The following is a 19,523-nucleotide window of genomic DNA, read 5'->3' as shown; positions in this document are numbered from 1 at the left end:
CACCTATATATGACGTTAAATCATTGACTTTACATGAATTTTAGATTATCATATTAGAAATACATAAAAATACATAAAGGGGTGAGTCCAATATGAAAGCGGCAAAGATCATTATGAAGTGTTTAAAGGAAGAAGATGTAAACCTTGTCTTTGGATACCCTGGTGGAGCTGTTTTACCTCTATTTGAAGCAATGCGAGAATCGGATATTGAGCATGTATTAGTTCGCAATGAACAATCCTTAGTTCATTATGCAAGTGGATATTACAGATCTACTGGTAAAGTAGGTGTTTGCATTGCCACTTCTGGTCCAGGTGCTACGAATACGATAACAGGGATAGCAACTGCTTATCTTGACTCCATACCAGTGGTTCTCATTACTGGGCAGGTCAATACGGATTTATTGGGTACAGATGCTTTTCAAGAAGCAGATATAAAAGGTGCTACGGAACCTTTTACGAAGCATAGCTACTTAATAAAAGATGCAAACGATATTCCAAGAGTCTTTAAAGAAGCATTTTATCTTGCAAATAGCGGAAGAAAAGGCCCGGTATTAATTGATATTCCTCGAAATGTTCAAGAAGAAAATATAAAGTATCAAAAGTGTGAGGAAATCAATATTATTGGTTATCAACCAACTCTATTAGGTCATCGAGGCCAAGTGAAAAGAGCCATAAATAAAATAAAAGACTCTCAACGACCTGTCATTTATGCAGGAGGAGGGGTTATCCTAGCTGAGGCCGAAAAACAATTACTAGAGTTTGCAGAAAAGAACAAAATACCTATTATTAACTCATTGATGGGTCTTGGTAGCTTTCCTCAAGATAATCCTCTTTATGCAGGTATTGTTGGCAGCCATGGATACCAATACTCCAATAGAATTATTTCTAGAGCGGATCTACTTATAGTAATAGGTGCTAGAATGTCAGATAGAGCTACTGGTAGATTTCATCAATTAAATAGCAATTTACAGTATATTCATATTGACATCGACCCTGCTGAAATCGGAAAAAATATAGAAGCTATGGTTCCCATAGTAGGAGATGCAAAACTAATTTTAGAAAATTTAACAACTAAAGATATTTCTGTAGATACAAGCAATTGGCTTGAGGAAATTGAATCTATTAGAGAGGCACTTCCAATTAATATGGATATGCAGCCAGGGTGCAATTATATTAATCCTAAAGAAATTATTGCAAGCATATCTGATATTACAGACGACTCCGCTTGTGTTGTCGCGGATGTAGGTTTAAACCAAATCTGGGCAGCTCTTTATTACAAATTAACAGCAAAACGAAGCTATTTTACATCTGGAGGCCTTGGAACCATGGGTTATAGCTTGCCAGCAGCTTCAGGTGTGAAAATTGGCAACCCTCAAAGACAAGTTATCTGCATCATGGGTGATGGAAGCTTTCAAATGACATTAGGAGAATTAGCTGTCATAAGAGAACAAAATATTGGCATTAAAATTATTCTCTTTAACAATCAAAGATTAGGTATGGTGAAAGGTCTGCAGGATAACTTTTATGGAAAAAACCATAACTGCGGTGTTCATTTAGAATGTAAAATTGAGTTTACAAAGCTAGCAGAAGCCTACTCTATACCGGCTTATAAAGTAGATACTATTGAGAGCTTTAGAGAAGTATTTAGTCAAGTTATGCAAAATGATGAGCCTTGTCTTATTCAGTGTCTCATTGATCCTGAATATACGGCATTTTAGGAGGAGTTTACATGAAAAAATACGTATTATCTTTATTAGTTGAAAACAACTCTGGTGTACTTAGCAGAATTGCAGGTTTATTTGCCAGAAGATGTTACAATATAGACAGTTTGACCGTAGGGAAGACAGAAAATCAAGAAATTTCAAGAATGACTATCACAGTAATTGGAGATGAACAAATATTAGAACAAATAAAAAAGCAGCTTAATAAATTAATTGAAGTAATTAAAATCGTAGAATTGACTCCAGGAGATTCTGTAAGTAGAGAATTAGTCTTTGTAAAAGTCAAGGCAGACAATACTACAAGATCAAATATCATACAAATATCTAATATATTTAGAGCTCAAATAGTGGATGTAGCTCGCAATAGCTTAATCTTGCAAATAACTGGAGATGAAGAAAAAGTAAAAGCCTTTATCGACATGCTTGAACCATTTGGCATCTTAGAATTTATCCGCTCAGGCGCAACAGGACTTCAAAGAGGAGATAAGGTTTTAAGTATATAAAAAAAGGTGGTAAGGTGGTAAGGTGGTAAGGTGGTAAGGTGGTAAGGTAAAAGCCATCTTCGATGGCGTAAATGAAGACGATAAGAGCGTAGCAAAAGGGGACACATTTATAAATGTGTCCCCTTTGTCCCCCTTTTTCACATCTTGTTAGCTGTTTCTAATTTGAATAAGCTAATTTTACAAGTTTATCGTTAATTGTATCTCCTACAAATGCTAGATCTTCTGCACTAAAATAAAAGGGTACATTATCGCTAAATAGGATTTGGGCGCTAGCAGAAAATTCTTCGTCTTGGGCGTACATGATGATATCTAAGTAAATATTTGGTAAAAATCTGACCCTATAGGAGAGATCTCCTAAGTCAAGACGCTCTGCATCAAGTTTTTCTAGGGCTATAGCTAAAAGATCAAATTTGTTTTTAAAAGTTTTAGCTAATCGTAGCAGGCACCTACCATAAAAATTATGGTAATATAGATTTCCATCTTGAACATCTCTATAGTTGATCATTTTGCCAGTGCCCTCAATATCTTTTCCTGAAAGAAGATATCGTAAAATCAAGGTCTTTAAAGAGTATTTAATATTAGGATTACCTTCATCTACTTCTCCAGAGGGATAGGATACAGTGTGGATATCACCTAATAGATTTACTTTGAAAACATTTTCTGTCTCGTGGAAAAGGACTGCTGAGTTGCCTAATATGAATTCAGCGCTTAAGGCTTTAAACTCTTCTTTGTAATATTCATAAGGAATTTTATCTTTTCTCTTTTCAATAACAGCTTCTGGTTTCATAATTCACCTTCTTGTCATTTGTTTTGATAATATTATATCATAAAATAATTTGGATTTATCGACTATTGTAGAATTTTGTGTTAAACTTAGAAGTAGGATACATAAATTGTAAACGAAATGAAAAGTATAACATTTAACGAACATTACGCAAAATAAGTTCTTGGCTTTACCTTTTTATAGTATAATATAAGATAAATTTGTAGAAAATAATCTAAAATTGACAATTTACTAGAGTTAATGATAGAATTAACTATAATTTGGCTTTTAGATACTAGGAGGTATTTTGATGATAGATATAAGCAAATTGTCACAGGTTATGGGAGATTTAGATGATGATGCAGTAATACAATTTGTAGAAGATTTTATGAAGTCTAATCCTACTCCAGAAGATGCTGACCAATTAATGACTGCAGCACAGGAAGGGATGGCTATTGTAGGAGATCGCTTTGAAAGAGGTGATTACTTTGTAGGCGATCTTATTTACGCTGGAGAGATACTCGCCGATGTAATTGATATGATTAGGCCTATACTTAGTGAAGTAAGCCAAGAACTAAATAGAGGTAAAATTGTTTTAGGAACAGTTAAGGGTGATTTGCATGACATAGGAAAAAATATCTTTAGAATTATGGCTGAAGCTGAAGGGTTTGAAGTTCATGATATAGGAATCGATCAACCAGTAGAAGCTTTTGTTGAAAAAGTAAAAGAAATACAGCCAGATATCGTAGGTTTGAGCGGAGTCTTAACACTTGCTCTAGATGCTATGAGATTGACTGTAGATGGATTAAAAGAGGCAGGCTTACGTGATGATCTAAAAATCATTATAGGTGGAAACCCAGTAAGTAAAGACGCAAACGATCAAATTGGGTCTGATGCATTTACTACAAATGCAGCACATGGGCTGAATATCTGTAAAGAATGGATGGAAGAAAAAAAATAACATCTAACGATGTTATTTTTTAGTCCCTAGTCTTTAGACACTAGTCCATAGCTTTTTAGCCCCTTATGGGGCTTTTTGCTTAAGAGGAATACCCCAATGCTAAAGACTAAGGTCTAGTGACTAGAGACTATCTCATTACTATTTATAGACTTCGACTTTATTCAAATACGTATTCTTCATATAATTCTTCGTAAAACTTGGATTTGTAGCAATTTCTATGTGTATTGCGTTTTTGGCGATTTCTATGCACTTTTCTTTTTCTTCTTGTGACAATAGGAAAAGTTGTGAGCCTGTAGCTGCTGCATTTCCAATGGAGTATACCGGGACTCCCTCAAAATAAGGAATCAAGCCTATAAGTTGAGCCATATCCATATTAATATAATTTCCAAAAGCTCCTGCCATAAGAATTTCTTCTAGATCTTCGCCCTTTAATCCAGCTTCTTCAATAAGCATAGTACAACCTGTAAAAATAGCCGCCTTCGCTAATTGCACCTGACGGATATCGTCTTGTGTCAATACAATAGGTCTACCATTTTCGGTTTCTTCGCCATGTGCTATGATAAAAGCTTTTTTATTATTGGTGTTTATAATTCGATTTGCTAAATTGGCTTCTTTTACTTCATCTGGATTTACAAAAGCACCTCTTTTGTTGATCAGATCATTGCGAAGCAATTCAGCAATAATATCGATGATACCAGAGCCACAGATGCCAATTGGAGCAACTTGTCCTATTACTTTGTAAATAATATTTCCATTATATATTGTAACTCTTTCAATTGCGCCTACAGTACCTCTCATGCCATACTCAATTCCATAACCTTCTAAAGCAGGTCCAGAGGCCATAGAAGCAACTTTATAATAATTGTCTTTTCCAACGGCAACCTCACCGTTAGTACCTAAATCGATAATCAACCTATTTTTTTCATCCTTTGGTAAGGATAAGAGCACTGCTGCTGTATCGCCTCCAACATGGCCTCCTAATAGGGGAAAGAAGGTAATAACTCCGTTTGGATTGATTTGAATCTTTAGTTCTTTAGCTTTAGCAATGATCTCATCATGAGTAGTACTTGAAAATGGTGCGAGACCAAGATATTGAGGATTTATTTCAAAAAACAAATGCTGCATAGTGCTATTTCCACAAAAACTTGCTTGATAAATAGAACTCTTGTTAATCTTATTTTTATCACAGATTTCGTTTATAATTTCATTTACAGTTTCAATTACTAAATCATGTAATCTTTTTAAACCATTAGGCTCGTTAATCGTATACTCAATTCGTCCAATGACATCACCAGCGACACTAGTTTGTTTATTTAACTGTGAGCTAATACCCAGTTGCTCGTAAGTAGTTAAATCATATAAATAAGCTACGATTGAAGTAGAGCCAATATCAAACGCTAATCCGTATAAATCCATATTTTTATCACCTGGTAGGACATCAATAATGGCATTATCATAAGCAATCAGATTTATACCAGTTGAATCGTGAAAAAGATTAGAAATTTTTCGTAAAATATGTATAGAAGGTCTGTCAAATTCCATTTGAAGTTTGTTACAAAGGGTTTCCCAATCGCTTTCTCCAATAGAGGTTTCTAATTTAGATTTATCTACAAAATAAAATTTTAGAGACGGGTTAGGGTATATATCTTTTAGTACACTGGTCGTAAGGATTTGGGCTGAGGAGTCTTGACTAGTAATCATTATATTAAGATTTTCATATACTTTTGTCACACAAGCTAATACACTTTCTATTTTTCCATTTGTTTCAATATCTACTCTACACTTTCCACACTTGCCTTTTCCACCACAGACTAAATTTAGGGGCTCACCAATTAAGGTGCACACATCTGAAATAGTGGAATCTTCGTTTGTTTGTATGCTTTTATTCAGTAAAGGGAAATTTACGGATATACGTTTTGACATAGTAGTCTCCTTTTTATAAATTATGCTAAATGTATTATATTACAAAAAAATATTTTATACAATGCAAAACCGCGAAAAGTAGATTATTATTGCTTTAGAGCAAATTTTAAGTAAAAATAAGGAAAACATTAATGTTGACAATAAAAAACTCTTTTGATAAAATAATGACAGAATAAAAAATTGATTAATTTTACAAATTTATAAAATGGATTAAATGTATCGTGTTAACAATTAGATTTGTAACAAGACTAAAACCTTGTATAATAGATTTTTACAGCCTTAGAGCTTGTTTTAAGTTAAGTATTAGACGAACATATACATTGACAATAAAAATCTCTTTTGATAAGATAATGGCAGAACATAAATAGGAATAGTTTTACAAAATCATTGAATGATTGTGAATAATTTTTCAATAATCGTGAATAATTTGCAATCGATACCGAAAGCGTAGGGGGCAATTATATTGATCATCATCGGTGAAAAAATAAATGGTGCTATACCCGCCGTAAAAAAAGCGATTGAAGAAAAAGATGCTGAATTTATTAGAAATCGGGCAATCAAACAGGCAGAAGCTGGAGCCGATTACATCGATATTTGCGCATCTACAACACCTGATATAGAAATAGATACTTTAAAATGGCTTATTGAAATTGTACAAGATGCGGTAGAAATACCTATTTGCATTGATAGCCCTAATCCATTATTTATTAAAGAAGTCTTTCCATTGATTAAAAGACCAGGTATTATTAACTCAGTTAATCTAGAACTTATAGAAGGAACAGATCAGGACAAATGTGATATCCTTTTTCCCCTCGTGGAACGAACAGACTGGCAAGTAATTGCATTAACATGTGATAGCGAGCATGGCACGCCACAAGATGTTGCTACAAGAGTTAAAATTACAAAAAGTATTGTTGAGAAAGCAGCAAAATATGGGATTACTCCAGATAAAATACATATAGATCCACTGGTAATGGCTTTATCCACAGACAATAATTCACTACTTAATTTCATAGAGAGTATACAAGAAATCAAAGCAATTTATCCAACAATTAAGATTACTTCAGGTCTAAGCAATATTTCATTTAGTATGCCTGCAAGGAAAATCATCAACCAAAATTTTATGACCCTAGCGATTTATTCGGGTATGGACTCTGCTATCATGGATCCTTTAAATAAAGGTGTGATGAGTTCTATATTCGCCACTGAAGCTTTATTAGCGCGAGACAGGCATTGTAGAAAGTACAACAAAGCGTTTAGAAGTGGAAAGATTGGCTAGATTAAATTTGTTATACCATTTATGGTAGATATATTCTGTCGTGAATTGACAGAAAAAAAACTATTAGGAGGAGTATAATAATGGGATTTAAAAGTGACATTGAAATCGCACAAGAGGCAAAACCACAGGATATTAGAGAAGTTGCTGCAAAATTAGGTTTAACAGAAGATGATTTGGATTTATACGGAAAGTATAAAGCAAAAGTTGACATCAACTTATTAAAGAAACCTTCAGGTAAAAAAGCAAAATTAATCTTAACAACTGCTATTAATCCTACTCCTGCAGGAGAAGGTAAAACGACTACAACAATTGGTGTAGCCGATGCTTTACAAAGATTAGGTAAAACTACTCTAGTTGCATTAAGAGAGCCATCTTTAGGACCAGTTTTTGGTGTAAAAGGTGGAGCAGCTGGTGGTGGTTACGCACAAGTAGTTCCAATGGAAGATATCAACTTACATTTTACTGGTGATTTCCACGCTATTGGTGCAGCAAACAATTTATTAGCTGCAATGGTAGACAATCACATTTTCCAAGGAAATACATTAGACATCGATGTAAGAAGAGTCGTTTGGAGAAGAGCTGTTGACATGAACGATAGACAATTAAGAAATATTATTAATGGTCTAGGTGGAAAAGCTCAAGGAATGCCAAGAGAAGATGGATTTGATATAACAGTTGCTAGTGAAATTATGGCAATCTTCTGTTTATCAAAAGACATTATCGACTTAAAAGAAAGATGCGCTAGAATCGTAGTAGCATACAATAGAAAAGGTGAACCTGTTACTGCTGGAGACATCAAAGCTCAAGGTGCTATGGCTTCACTTTTAAAAGATGCTTTAAAACCAAACTTAGTTCAAACTTTAGAAGGAACACCTGCATTCGTACACGGCGGACCATTTGCTAATATCGCTCATGGCTGTAACTCTGTACTAGCAACTCGTTTTGCTATGAACTATGCTGATTACGTAGTAACAGAAGCTGGTTTTGGTGCGGACTTAGGAGCAGAAAAATTCCTTGATATTAAATGTAGATTAAACGATTTAAAACCAGATGCAGTAATCATCGTTGCTACAGTTAAAGCATTAAAATACAATGGTGGAGTTGCTAAAGCTGATCTTCAAGAAGAAAATCTTGCAGCATTAGAAAAAGGTCTTCCAAACTTATTAAAACACGTTGAAAATATTACACAAGTATTCAAATTGCCAGCAGTTGTTGCAATCAATGCATTCCATACTGATACAAAAGCTGAACTAGATTTAGTAGAAGCTAAGTGTAAAGAATTAGGTGTAAACGTTGCTCTTTCTGAAGTATGGGCTAAAGGCGGCGAAGGTGGAGAAGAATTAGCTAAGGAAGTCATCAGACTTTGTGATATTGAAAGCGATTTCCAATTTGCTTACGATTTAGAAGATTCTATCAAAGATAAAATCAAGAAAATCTCTCAAAAAATATACGGTGCAGATGATGTAACTTTCTCTGCAAAAGCTGAAAAAGAAATTGCAAACTTCGAAAGATTAGGATTTGGCAATATGCCAATCTGTATGGCTAAAACCCAATACTCATTAACAGACGACCAAACTGTATTAGGTAGACCAACAGGCTTCAAAATCACTATCAGAGACCTTACTGTTTCTGCAGGTGCAGGATTTATCGTTGCATTAACTGGTGAAGTAATGAAAATGCCAGGTTTACCAAAAGTACCAGCAGCTGAAAAGATTGATGTTGATGAATTCGGTACTATTGGCGGTTTATTCTAAGGCGAATAGAAGAATTTAATATCTAAGATGAAGGTTTACACCTGTATACACCTTAGTGTACACTTCCACGGTGTAAACTTTTATTTAAGTAACATTTAACTTACGAGGGGGATACTTATATGAAAATGATCGATGGCTCATGTGTTGAATTTGCGGATAAATTAGCATCAAAAGCTGCAGTACCCGGTGGTGGTGGTGCTGCAGCATTGGTTGGTGCTCTAGGAACAGCACTTGCTAGTATGGTAGTAAATTTAACATTAGGAAAAAAGAAATACGCTGAGTTTGAAGAAATAAATAAGGAAATTATGGCAAAAGCTCTTAAGATTCAAGAAGAACTTCTTGAAATGGTAGATAAGGACGCAGAAAACTTCTTACCATTATCGAAAGCTTATGGGCTGCCTAAAGAAACAGAAGAAGAAAAGAAATATAAAGAAGAAACTCTTGAAAAATGCCTGATCGTAGCTTGTGGTGTTCCAGTAGATATTGTTAAGAAAACATATGAAGCAATTTTACTTCATGAAGAATTAGTAGACAAAGGTTCGAAGTTAGCAATAAGCGATGTAGGTGTTGGAGTACAGTGCTTAAGAGCTGCTTTGATTAGCGGGTGGTTAAATGTACTCATTAATATTAATATGATTAAAGATGAAGCATATGTAGCACAAATAAACGAAGAAATAAGACCGCTAGTAGCAAAAGGTACAAAAATAGCAGATGAGGTCTACAGTAAAGTAGAAGAAATGCTATAAAATAGGAGGTTTATTATGGGAACTTTATTAGATGGAAAAGTAGTAGCAGCTAGTTTAAAAGAAGAAACTTTAAAAGCAGCAAAAGAGTTGCGTGAAAAAGGAATTGCTCCTAAATTGACAATCGTAAGAGTTGGAGCAAATCCAAGCGATTTATCATATGAAAGAGGCGCTCTTAAGAGAATGGAAGGCTGTAATATCGATACAGAAGTAAAAGAATTACCAGAAGATATTACACAAGAAGATTTTATTAAAGCGTTGAAAGAAGTAAACGAAGATAAAAACACTCATGGTATATTAGTATTTAGACCACTTCCAAAACAATTAGATGAGGAAGTAATTAAGTACGTTATAGCTCCTGAAAAAGACGTAGACTGCTTTAGCCCAACAAATGTAGCGAAAGTAATGGAAGGAGATGCAACAGGTTTTGCGCCTTGTACTCCTACTGCAGTAATGGAAATCTTAAGCTACTACAATGTAGATTTAAAAGGAGCAAAATCAGTTGTCCTTGGAAGATCTATGGTAGTTGGTAAACCTGTAGCTATGTTATTATTAGGACAAAATGCAACGGTAACAATTACTCACTCAAAAACAAAAGAATTACCAGCTGTATGTGCTGAAGCTGATGTTTTAATAGCAGCTATCGGTAGAGCAAAAATGGTTACATCCGATTATGTAAAAGAAGGCGCCGTTGTCGTAGACGTAGGTATTAATGTAGACGAAGAAGGAAAATTATGTGGAGACGTAGACTTTGCTGATGTTGAAAACAAAGCTTCTATGCTCACACCAGTACCAGGTGGCGTTGGTTCAGTAACTACATCTGTATTAGCAAAACATGTAATAAAGGCTTGTACTTTACAAAATAAATAATTATATTATAAAATAATAGAAGAAGCTGTCGTAGGAGATTTTCATTGCGATAGCTTTTTTGATATAATTGAATAAGGTGGTAAGGTGGTAAGCAAAACCTTAAAAACTAAAAGCAAAAAACTGAAATGCTTTAAAGTCGAGAAGTAAAAATTAACAAAAAGGAAGTGATCCCAATATACATCGAGACACACATGCACATATCCCTAGATGGTATTGATGGTGCGATTTTTCGTAAGGAATTAAAGAGTAGTGAAAAAAGAGCAGAAGAGCTTATTCGAAAAAATATTCGAGCTTATAAAGATTGTGGAATAATAGCCTTGCGAGATGGTGGCGATCCTATTAATTTATCTGCTATTACTCGTAGAGTTGCTAAGGAAGAGGGGATTGTTTACAAGACTCCTATTCATGCTATTTACAAAAGAGGTCATTATGGTAGTTATATTGGCAAGGTTATTGATGATATAAGAGATTTCAAAACTGTTTTTTCAGAAATGGAAAAGGATAAACCTGACTTTATCAAGATTCCCTTATCTGGTATGATGAATTTTGATACTTACGGAGATGTAGGAGATCTAGCATTTAATGAAGAAGAATTAGACTATATGGTGAAATTTGCTCAGGATAAAGGACTCCCTACTATGGTTCATGTAAATTCAAGAGAAGGAGTACAAAGGGCTATTAAAGCAGGGGTAGACACAATAGAGCACGGTTACTATATGACAGATGAAGAGTTATACGCCTTAAAGGATTCAAAAACCATTTGGATTCCTACTTTAGCTCCATTAGGCAATATTTGCTTTAGTGAAGATGAGCGTCATAAAGAACAAATAAAAACGATAAAGAGAATATTTGATGAACAAAGCAGAAATGTAAAAAAAGCCTACAAAATAGGAGTGAAACTAGCGATAGGAAGTGATGGCGGAGCCTATAAAGTTTTTCATGGACAAGGCTTCTTAGATGAATTAAAATATATGAATGAAGCAGGCATTGAATTAGAGGGATTAATACGACTAGGTTATGAAAATGGAATGAAAGCACTGGGAATAAGCTAAAAGCTAAATGCGGAACTTTTTTAGCAGAATGCGGAAAGCGGAACTTTTAAGTTGGAATGTTGGGAAAAGTAGCTAGTTGGTTAGGAAATTAAACTTGCCTTCAGACGAGATAAAGGGAACGACGGCTTCGTCGTTCCACGCAACGGTCACCATAGGTGACCTAAATTTCAGCTTTCGGCATTCAGCATTCAGCTATTAACTCTTTGCTTAAAATATAGAACATAAAACTTGCAACTTAGAATTTACAACTAGAAAGTGGTGTTGTCCATGAACAAATGCATATTTTCCTGGTTTGGATATGTTTTGCCTCTGCAGGAGAGGTTAACATTAATTAAAGATACGGGTTTTGATGCTACTTGCCTTTGGTGGGAAGATGAGGTTTACCCTAAAACAATACTTGTTGATCATATGCCTGCTATGGTTAAGGATGCAGGCTTATTTTTAGACAATATTCATTGTCCCTATATGGGAGCTGATCGGTTTTGGAGCGAAAGCAAAAGTGCTCGCCAGAGAGAAATTGATACTTATTATTCCTATATAGAAGCTTGCGCAAAACATGAGATTCCACATATGATTATGCACGTTAATGATGAAAATCCTGTTATAGAAAGCACAGAGCTTGGTCTTGACAGTATGATTCATTTAGTAAGAAGAGCGGAAGAGTACGGTGTAAAATTAGCAATAGAGAATACTTTAAATAATGATATAATACATATGTTATTAAGTGAAATTCCTTCCCAAAATTTAGGACTTTGTTATGATTCCTCCCATGATTGGATACAAGGGCAGAGCTGTGGTGATTTATTAGAAAAATGGAAAAAGAGACTTTACTGCACTCATTTGTCGGACAACAATGGAAAAGAAGATAAACATTGGATTCCAGGAGATGGAGAAGTAAGTTGGGAAAAAATTATTCCTAACATTATAGATTCTCAGATCAATTTCATTACAATGGAATTATTGTCAAGTAAAATAAAGATTGAGGATCCTAAAAAATACTTAAAGACAGCTCATAAATCATTAGAACAGATTCTAAATATGAATGATTAATTAAATATAGATCAAAATAGACCTATATTTGGTAAAATTTAATAAAAATATATAGAATAATGTTATAATAAGTTCAAAATGTGTCAATTATAAAAATATACAGGTATATTATTCCTGTTGCTTTGATAAAAATTTGCAAAATTTTCAAACATATGTTAATATATAAAAACTAAACAAATGAGAATGGATGAAGTGTATATGAGGTATAGAAAAGGATTTGAAACAAAAGAGAACATTATTAATATATCAAGAAAGCTCTTCTATGAACTTGGGTATACAAAGGCAACAGTTCAAAACATAGCTGATACTGCAAATGTACCCTTAGGATTGATTCCATATTACTTTAAAACAAAAGATAATATCGTTTTGGAGATTAATTCTAAGTTCTATATTGAGATTTACGAATTTGTCAGTGGAAAATTGCGCATTAGAAAAAATGCCTATTTAAAATTATTTTTAGTAACGTCAATTTATTACAGAATCATTTTAAGTGATGAAAACAACAAAAAATTCTTCTATGAAGTATTGAGAAATAAGTCTAATTTTAAAACATTAAGATTCAGTACAGAAAGATTATTTACCCTTATGAACAAAGAAAACAATAAGAACTTTACTGAGCAAGATTTAGACACTATAAAAATTGCTGAATTTGGCGCACGACGCGAATTGTTGTTAAGCTATTTTGAAGGTAAATATGATGTAGATCTTGAGTACTTAGTAAGCGTATTATCTAGCGTTACTGGTAGATTGTTTGGTATTGATGAAAATATAATCGCTGAGTACAAAGAAAGAGAACATATATTCAGCCAAGAGTACGATTATTCAAATATTAAGTTTCTTGTTTAAAAAAAGCTCGTTTCCGAAGGGAACGAGCTTTTTTTAGGTGGTCAGGTGGTCAGGTGGTCAGCAAAAACTTAACTGCTGAAAGCGGAACTTTAAAGCCACTATAAGTGGCTAAAGTACTGGTGGCTATTTTCCTGACCTTAGATCCTGCCTGACTCTTTAAGGCTAGCGACTAAAGACTAGAAACTAATGCAGTTCTCGCTTCTCCAATCATATATAAAGAACCTACAAAAATAAATACATCGTCTTTAGAGCCATTTAAAGCTATTTCTACGCCCTCTTTTATTGTTTTTAAAGGAGTCACATTTATTTCTGGGGATCTTTTCTTGATATGTTCTGCTAATTCTTGTGACGACATTGCTCTTGGATTATTTGGAGTTACAGTATATACTTTGTCTGAAATCGTCCTTAGCTTGTCAATCATAGGATCGTAGTCTTTATCTGCTAAAACACCAAAGAACAATGTGACCTTCTTATCTAAATATGTTTTTACCGTATTTACCAGTGAATCGATGCCATTTTCATTGTGTGCACCATCAATGAATATAGTAGGATTTTCTCGTAAGAGTTCGAATCTACCAGGGAAGCGTACGCTAGACATTCCACTTTGAATGGACTCTGTAGAGATATGGTATCCTTTTTCTTTTAGAACATCTAAAGCCGTTAAGGCAGTGGCACAGTTTAAAATCTGATGATTTCCAAGTAGGCTTAGTTTAAAGTCAAATGGTTCTAGATTTTTACTACCTTTAAAGGAAAGCTCTTGTCCTTTTAGAGAAGCGCTCTTTGACTCTACTATACTTGGATTAGTTGGATAAAACTCATTGTTCCGCTCTACACAGATTCCACGAATTTGTTTTTCTACTTGCTCACCTTGTGGATATAAGACTACATGTCCATTTTCTTTAATGATACCTGCTTTTTCAAAGGTGATTTCTTCTAATGTATTGCCAAGGTATTGCATATGATCAAAAGCAATAGAAGTGATGATGGATATTTCTGGCGCTTTAATGATATTTGTTGCGTCAAAACGACCACCCATTCCTACCTCTAAAGTTACCAGATCTACTTTTTGTTCGTAGAAGTATTGAAGGCCAATAGCAGTGACCACTTCAAACTCAGAAGGGTGTGAATAACCATCACTCATCATTTTATCTATAGATTCCTTCACCTTTCCAGCAACTCTGCCTAAATCCTCTTTTGAAATATGAGCGCCATTAATTTGGATTCTTTCTGTGAATTCTTCTAAATATGGTGAAATAAACAAACCAACTCTATAGCCCGATTCTTTTAAGACATTGCTTATCATATTGCTTGTAGAGCCTTTTCCATTGGTACCAGCAATGTGCACATATTTTAATTTGTCCTGAGGATTATCCATGTATTCTAATAATTTTCCAATATTATCAAGACCTAATTTGATACCAAAGGCATAAGTGCCATGAATAAATTCTAAAGCTTCATTATAATTCATTTAAAATAACCTCCTATTATTTAACGATGGTAGAACAATTGTTAAACGATTGTTCTTTATCAGAAAAGTTCTACTTTTTGACCCTGTCTCTTGCCTAGTTATAATTGGTGACCTAAAAGCTTTTACTTACAACTTACAACGTAGAACTAAAGTGCCCAAGGCACTTGTTCATCCATTGTTCATTTCGATTGATTGATTTTGCTTTTTTAACTTGAGAAACTTCCACTTCGTTTCAGCAGTAATAATGGCCGTAAAAATTAAGACGGAGCCTACAATCATATTAGGACTAAATAGATCTCCTAAAAAGATTACAGACATAATGCTACCAAAGAAGGATTCTAAGCTAAGCAGTAAAGCTGCATGGGATGGGGTAGTATATCTTTGAGCAATATTTTGAATGAGATAAGCCATAAATGTACAAAATAATCCCAAGAACAGCACTTCATTTATTCCACTATCTGGAATAAATAGTATAGGATCACTGGTAACCAACATAGTTACTAAAGAAAGTATAAAGGCTACACCTAACTGAATGACTGTAAGTTTTATAGGATCGTGTTTTTTTGCATAAATACCAACTGCTATCATATGACAAGCAAAGAGCAATGCACATATTAAGGTAAGTATGTCTCCTTTGTTTAATACAAAGCCTTTGTTTAAATCAAGTGTTAATAAGCCAATACCTGCAATCATTAAAATAGCAGCAAAAACACTGAATTTATCTGGTCTTTCTTTACTAATAAGCCAAAATAAAAAGGGAACCATCACCACATTAGTACCAGTTAAAAAAGCTTGTTTTCCTGCTAATGTATACTGTAAGCCGATGGTTTGCGTAGTAAAGGCTGAAAATAAAAAAAGTCCAATAATAAACCCTGCTTTTAAGTGTTCTTTATCTATAGTGATGACTTTCCTATAAAATAATATTCCCGTTAGCAAAGCTGCAATGCCAAAGCGAAGGGTCATAATATACATAGGAGACAAAGTGTCTAAAGCATTCTTTACAGCAACAAACCCACTTCCCCATACAAAGGCAGTTATAAGCAAGCCTAAATCACCTAATAACATTTTCTTGTTATTCATACAAAGAACTCCTTTATTGTCCATAGCACTATTTTATAAAAATAGCGCCCAATGAATATTTTAGCATAATAAACGTCAGTTAGATATTAATTTGTATTATTTTGCTAAATAAATTCTCTTTCGTATAGGGGATTATATAAAGGGAAAAATGTATTCAAGTCTTTGTATCTTCTCTTTAAGAGGAATACATAAAAGTCGCTGAAGCAATCTGCGACATATTTATGATATAATAATAAACGAATTTCTTTCTAGAGGAGGGATTTTTTGTTAAAGAAGAAAGACATAAAACAAGTATTAGAATTATTGGGAAAAGAGTACCCTGATGCTGGGCCAGCTCTTCATTTTACAACTTCTTTTGAATTGTTAATAGCAACGATTCTATCTGCTCAGTGTACGGATGTTAGAGTAAATATTGTTACAGATAAATTATTTGTAGATTACAATACACCAGAAGCTATACTAGAGTTAGGGCAGCCTAAACTTTTAGATTATATAAAAACATGTGGTCTCGCCAATTCAAAGAGCAAAAACATTATCGCTACTTGCTCTATATTAATAAATGAGTATGAGGGTCAAGTGCCAGATACTATTGAAGAGCTCATGAAACTTCCAGGAGTGGGAAGAAAAACTGCAAATGTAGTAGTGAGTAATGCCTTTGGACAAAATGCCATAGCTGTAGATACCCATGTGTTTCGAGTCTCTAATCGAATTGGCTTAGCAGAGAGTAAAGATGTCCTAAACACAGAGATGGATTTGATGAAGAATATCCCTGAAGAAGATTGGTCTGTAGCGCATCATTGGCTAATTTTACATGGTAGAAAAGTATGTAAGGCTCGAAAACCCTTATGCGAAGATTGCGTGGTAAAGGGATTATGTCTATATTATAAGGAGTTAATTTGTGATTAAATCATATAAAAGCTCAGTATATTTGAACTGAAAAATAAAAAAACCTCGCCCACAGGGTGAGCATTCGGCATTCGGCTTTCCGCATTCAGCTTTTTATATTGAAATTTCATAGGTTTTGTGTTAGCATAATCTTATAAAATAAAATAGCTCTATAAGGTGCAAATGCTTAATAGGGAAAGTGGTGAAAAACCACTACAGCCCCCGCTACTGTAAGTGTGGACGAAACTCTAATAAAAACCACTGTCTAAACGATGGGAAGGAAGAGTGGAGATTGAAACACGAGTCAGGAGACCTGCCTTAAGAAACTAGGAACTATCGGGGAGGATGGTGTTGTGCGTGTTTAATATGAAAACCTTCTCAAATGTAGAAGGTTTTGTTGCGTTAAGAAACAAATTATAATGAAATAACTGGAGGTAACAAAATGAAAACATTAAAAAAAGTACTAATACTAATGCTCGTCACATTAATGGCATTTACTTGGACAGCGTGTTCAAATGATAAACCACAAGAAGAGTCGACAGGAGAGGGGAATACAACAACCGAATCAAGTGACGGTACGGAAACTATATACCCATTTACATTTAAGGATACTGCAGATAACGAAATTACCCTTGAAAAAACTCCTGAAAGAATTGTTTCTGTATCTGCTTCTATTACAGAGACGCTCTTTGCTGTAGGTTTAGGAGATCAAATCGTAGGTAGAGATGAATTCAGTAATTATCCTGAAGAAACAAAAGAGATTGAAGTTGTAGGAAATTATGTAGAACCCAATACGGAACTTATCATCGATTTAGAACCAGAGGTTCTCTTTGTATCATCACCTATGCCTGAAGATGCAACACAACTTATCAAAGCTGCAGGGATAAAAACAATTGTCATTTCAGATCAAACAGATGTAGATGGTGTTTTAGAAAATATCCAATTAATTGGAAAGATTGGAAATGTTCAAGAGACTGCAAATAAACTAGTAGAAGACTTAGATATTGCTCGAAAAGAGATTACAGATAAAGTCAAAGACACAGAAGAGAAAAAGGTATTTGTAGACTTACAAGATTTTGTTTCAGTAGGAGCAGATACGTTCATTGATTCTATGCTACAGGAGATTAATGCAGTAAATATTGCAGCAGACTCTGATACAGCATGGCCAACTTTGACATTAGAAAAAATTGTAGATGCAAATCCTGATGTTTACATTTCATTATACCCTACAGTAGAGGAGATCAAGGGCAATGGTGGACTTCAATCAGTTGCTGCTGTAGAAAATGATAATATTGTTTATTTCCCATGGGGAACAGAAGAAAATGACATTTTATCTCGTTCAGGTCCAAGAGTAATGAAAGGTTTAGAATTTTTAGCAAAAGCAATTCATCCAGAAGCATTTTAAGAATAGTCGCTAGTTGCTAGTCACTAGCGCTTGGGTATTCCTTTAGGGTCATTTTGCCACTGAAGATAGTAGTGGTTTATAATTTAGAAATTACCTGCTTAATAAAATGATAGGGCAATCGTTGGTTGCCCTATGAATTTATTACTTTCTAGGATACGAAAGTGCTATTCTTGACCTAAGGACATACATAAGGGGAAAATATGAAAAAACGAATTCGAAAACACTCATTAATCACAATAATTATTTTAGCTTTTATTACCATTCTAGTTTGTACTAATTTAGGTGTAGCAAATATCTCAGTAGGGCAAACATTTCAGGTATTATTGCACAAACTTTTTAATATTGGGAATGTAGAAGGAATTAAGGCATCTACGATAGCGATCATATGGAATATACGACTGCCCAGAGTAATACTGGCTTTATTAGTCGGAGGCACCTTATCCATTTGCGGTGTTGCATATCAGGGAATCTTTAAAAACCCTATGGCAGACCCATTCTTATTAGGGGTCTCTTCTGGTGCTGCGCTAGGTGCATCTATTGGCATCGCCATGAACCTAAGTTTCAATGGTAAAGATCTTGTTTCTATACTGGCTTTTATCTTTGCTTTACTTACCTTATTATTAGTTTACAATATCTCTAAAATAGGCAATAAAGTACCTGTACCTACATTGCTGCTTAGTGGTGTGGCCATGTCTCAATTTTTATCTGCAGTAAATTCCGTTCTTATGATTTTTTCGGATAAGATGAGTCAGATTATCTATTGGACTATGGGGTCTTTTAATGGAAAGAGTTGGGAGCAAGTTTTGATTATTATCCCTTATGTAGTTATAGGCTTTATTATTCTTTATAGCTTACATAGTCAGATGGACATTATGCTCATAGGTGAGGATAGTGCTTCTCAGTTAGGCGTAAATACAGACCAACTAAAGCTTATCGCATTAGTAGTTACTGCGTTGATGACAGCTGCTACGGTTAGTATCACAGGGATTATCGGATTTGTTGGATTGATTATACCTCACGTAGTTCGAATTTTTGTCGGTCCAAAGCATAAAAAATTGTACCCCTATTCATTTTTGCTAGGTGGTATTTTTCTAATATTATGTGATACGGCAGCAAGAAGTCTTATGACTCAAGAAATACCTGTAGGTGTTATTACAGCTATTTTTGGTGGTCCGTTCTTTATATATCTTCTTAGACAGAGAAAACGTGGAGGCATATAG

Annotated in this window: 17 protein-coding genes and 1 riboswitch; of the genes, 13 read left to right on the top strand and 4 right to left on the bottom strand. The window is 34.3% G+C overall.

The window, feature by feature from the left end; translation table 11 throughout:
- Positions 1–92 precede the first annotated feature (92 nt).
- The gene (gene ilvB / locus DES36_RS01875; protein ID WP_113919522.1) at positions 93–1,718 is read left to right on the top strand and encodes a biosynthetic-type acetolactate synthase large subunit; all 1,626 of its coding nucleotides are present in this window, start codon (positions 93–95) and stop codon (positions 1,716–1,718) included.
- 11 nt (positions 1,719–1,729) lie between these two features.
- Positions 1,730–2,224 (top strand): acetolactate synthase small subunit, encoded by a 495-nt coding sequence (gene ilvN, locus DES36_RS01870; protein WP_113919521.1) that lies wholly within the window; start codon positions 1,730–1,732, stop codon positions 2,222–2,224.
- A gap of 157 nt (positions 2,225–2,381) precedes the next feature.
- Here the strand turns inward: ilvN and DES36_RS01865 are convergent, their stop codons facing one another.
- A complete protein-coding gene (locus DES36_RS01865; RefSeq protein ID WP_113919520.1) occupies positions 2,382–3,011 on the bottom strand; it encodes a DUF3786 domain-containing protein in 630 nt (209 codons plus the stop codon).
- Between the two features lie 286 nt (positions 3,012–3,297).
- On the opposite strand from DES36_RS01865, the gene DES36_RS01860 reads away from it, so the two are divergent.
- Positions 3,298–3,948 (top strand): cobalamin B12-binding domain-containing protein, encoded by a 651-nt coding sequence (locus DES36_RS01860; protein ID WP_113919519.1) that lies wholly within the window; start codon positions 3,298–3,300, stop codon positions 3,946–3,948.
- Between the two features lie 138 nt (positions 3,949–4,086).
- On the opposite strand, the gene DES36_RS01855 is transcribed toward DES36_RS01860, so the two are convergent.
- Entirely contained in the window at positions 4,087–5,871 is a 1,785-nt protein-coding gene (locus DES36_RS01855) for an ASKHA domain-containing protein (RefSeq protein ID WP_113919518.1), read from the bottom strand.
- Positions 5,872–6,334: 463 nt separating this feature from the next.
- On the opposite strand from DES36_RS01855, the gene DES36_RS01850 reads away from it, so the two are divergent.
- The 7 genes from DES36_RS01850 to DES36_RS01820 all read left to right on the top strand — a co-directional run bounded on the left by DES36_RS01850 (position 6,335) and on the right by DES36_RS01820 (position 13,465).
- Positions 6,335–7,150 (top strand): methyltetrahydrofolate cobalamin methyltransferase, encoded by an 816-nt coding sequence (locus DES36_RS01850; protein WP_113919517.1) that lies wholly within the window; start codon positions 6,335–6,337, stop codon positions 7,148–7,150.
- Between the two features lie 80 nt (positions 7,151–7,230).
- Positions 7,231–8,904, top strand: coding sequence for a formate--tetrahydrofolate ligase (locus tag DES36_RS01845; protein WP_113919516.1), 1,674 nt, complete (start codon positions 7,231–7,233; stop codon positions 8,902–8,904).
- 125 nt (positions 8,905–9,029) lie between these two features.
- Positions 9,030–9,650, top strand: a complete 621-nt coding sequence (locus tag DES36_RS01840) for a cyclodeaminase/cyclohydrolase family protein (protein WP_341457117.1) — start codon at positions 9,030–9,032, stop codon at positions 9,648–9,650.
- Between the two features lie 15 nt (positions 9,651–9,665).
- On the top strand, positions 9,666–10,517 hold the full coding sequence (locus tag DES36_RS01835) for a bifunctional 5,10-methylenetetrahydrofolate dehydrogenase/5,10-methenyltetrahydrofolate cyclohydrolase (RefSeq protein ID WP_113919514.1): 852 nt from the start codon (positions 9,666–9,668) through the stop codon (positions 10,515–10,517).
- A gap of 191 nt (positions 10,518–10,708) precedes the next feature.
- Positions 10,709–11,569: an amidohydrolase family protein gene (locus DES36_RS01830; RefSeq protein ID WP_113919513.1), complete on the top strand. Its 861-nt coding sequence runs from the start codon at positions 10,709–10,711 to the stop codon at positions 11,567–11,569.
- Between the two features lie 267 nt (positions 11,570–11,836).
- Positions 11,837–12,619 carry a sugar phosphate isomerase/epimerase family protein gene (locus tag DES36_RS01825; RefSeq protein ID WP_113919512.1) on the top strand — a complete coding sequence of 261 codons (783 nt, stop codon included), beginning with the start codon at positions 11,837–11,839 and terminating at the stop codon, positions 12,617–12,619.
- A 198-nt stretch (positions 12,620–12,817) separates the two neighbouring features.
- Positions 12,818–13,465, top strand: coding sequence for a TetR/AcrR family transcriptional regulator (locus DES36_RS01820; RefSeq protein ID WP_170128135.1), 648 nt, complete (start codon positions 12,818–12,820; stop codon positions 13,463–13,465).
- Between the two features lie 169 nt (positions 13,466–13,634).
- Here the strand turns inward: DES36_RS01820 and DES36_RS01815 are convergent, their stop codons facing one another.
- Both DES36_RS01815 and DES36_RS01810 read right to left on the bottom strand, forming a co-directional pair.
- Positions 13,635–14,933, bottom strand: a complete 1,299-nt coding sequence (locus tag DES36_RS01815) for a bifunctional folylpolyglutamate synthase/dihydrofolate synthase (RefSeq protein WP_113919510.1) — start codon at positions 14,931–14,933, stop codon at positions 13,635–13,637.
- 168 nt (positions 14,934–15,101) lie between these two features.
- Positions 15,102–16,013, bottom strand: coding sequence for a DMT family transporter (locus DES36_RS01810; RefSeq protein ID WP_113919509.1), 912 nt, complete (start codon positions 16,011–16,013; stop codon positions 15,102–15,104).
- A gap of 264 nt (positions 16,014–16,277) precedes the next feature.
- On the opposite strand from DES36_RS01810, the gene nth reads away from it, so the two are divergent.
- From nth to DES36_RS01795, 3 genes are all read left to right on the top strand, one after another.
- Positions 16,278–16,919: an endonuclease III gene (nth, locus tag DES36_RS01805; protein WP_113919508.1), complete on the top strand. Its 642-nt coding sequence runs from the start codon at positions 16,278–16,280 to the stop codon at positions 16,917–16,919.
- Positions 16,920–17,056: 137 nt separating this feature from the next.
- A riboswitch (cobalamin riboswitch) is annotated at positions 17,057–17,233 on the top strand.
- A gap of 107 nt (positions 17,234–17,340) precedes the next feature.
- A complete protein-coding gene (locus DES36_RS01800; RefSeq protein ID WP_113919507.1) occupies positions 17,341–18,303 on the top strand; it encodes an ABC transporter substrate-binding protein in 963 nt (320 codons plus the stop codon).
- A gap of 200 nt (positions 18,304–18,503) precedes the next feature.
- Complete coding sequence (locus DES36_RS01795; RefSeq protein WP_113919506.1) at positions 18,504–19,523, top strand: FecCD family ABC transporter permease; 1,020 nt, start codon at positions 18,504–18,506, stop codon at positions 19,521–19,523.

Origin of the sequence: Alkalibaculum bacchi (genome assembly GCF_003317055.1) — a bacterium.
Lineage (GTDB): Bacteria > Bacillota > Clostridia > Eubacteriales > Alkalibacteraceae > Alkalibaculum > Alkalibaculum bacchi.
The sequence above is the reverse complement of the archived record's forward strand: the minus strand, read 5'-3'. Positions and strand labels throughout refer to the sequence as shown.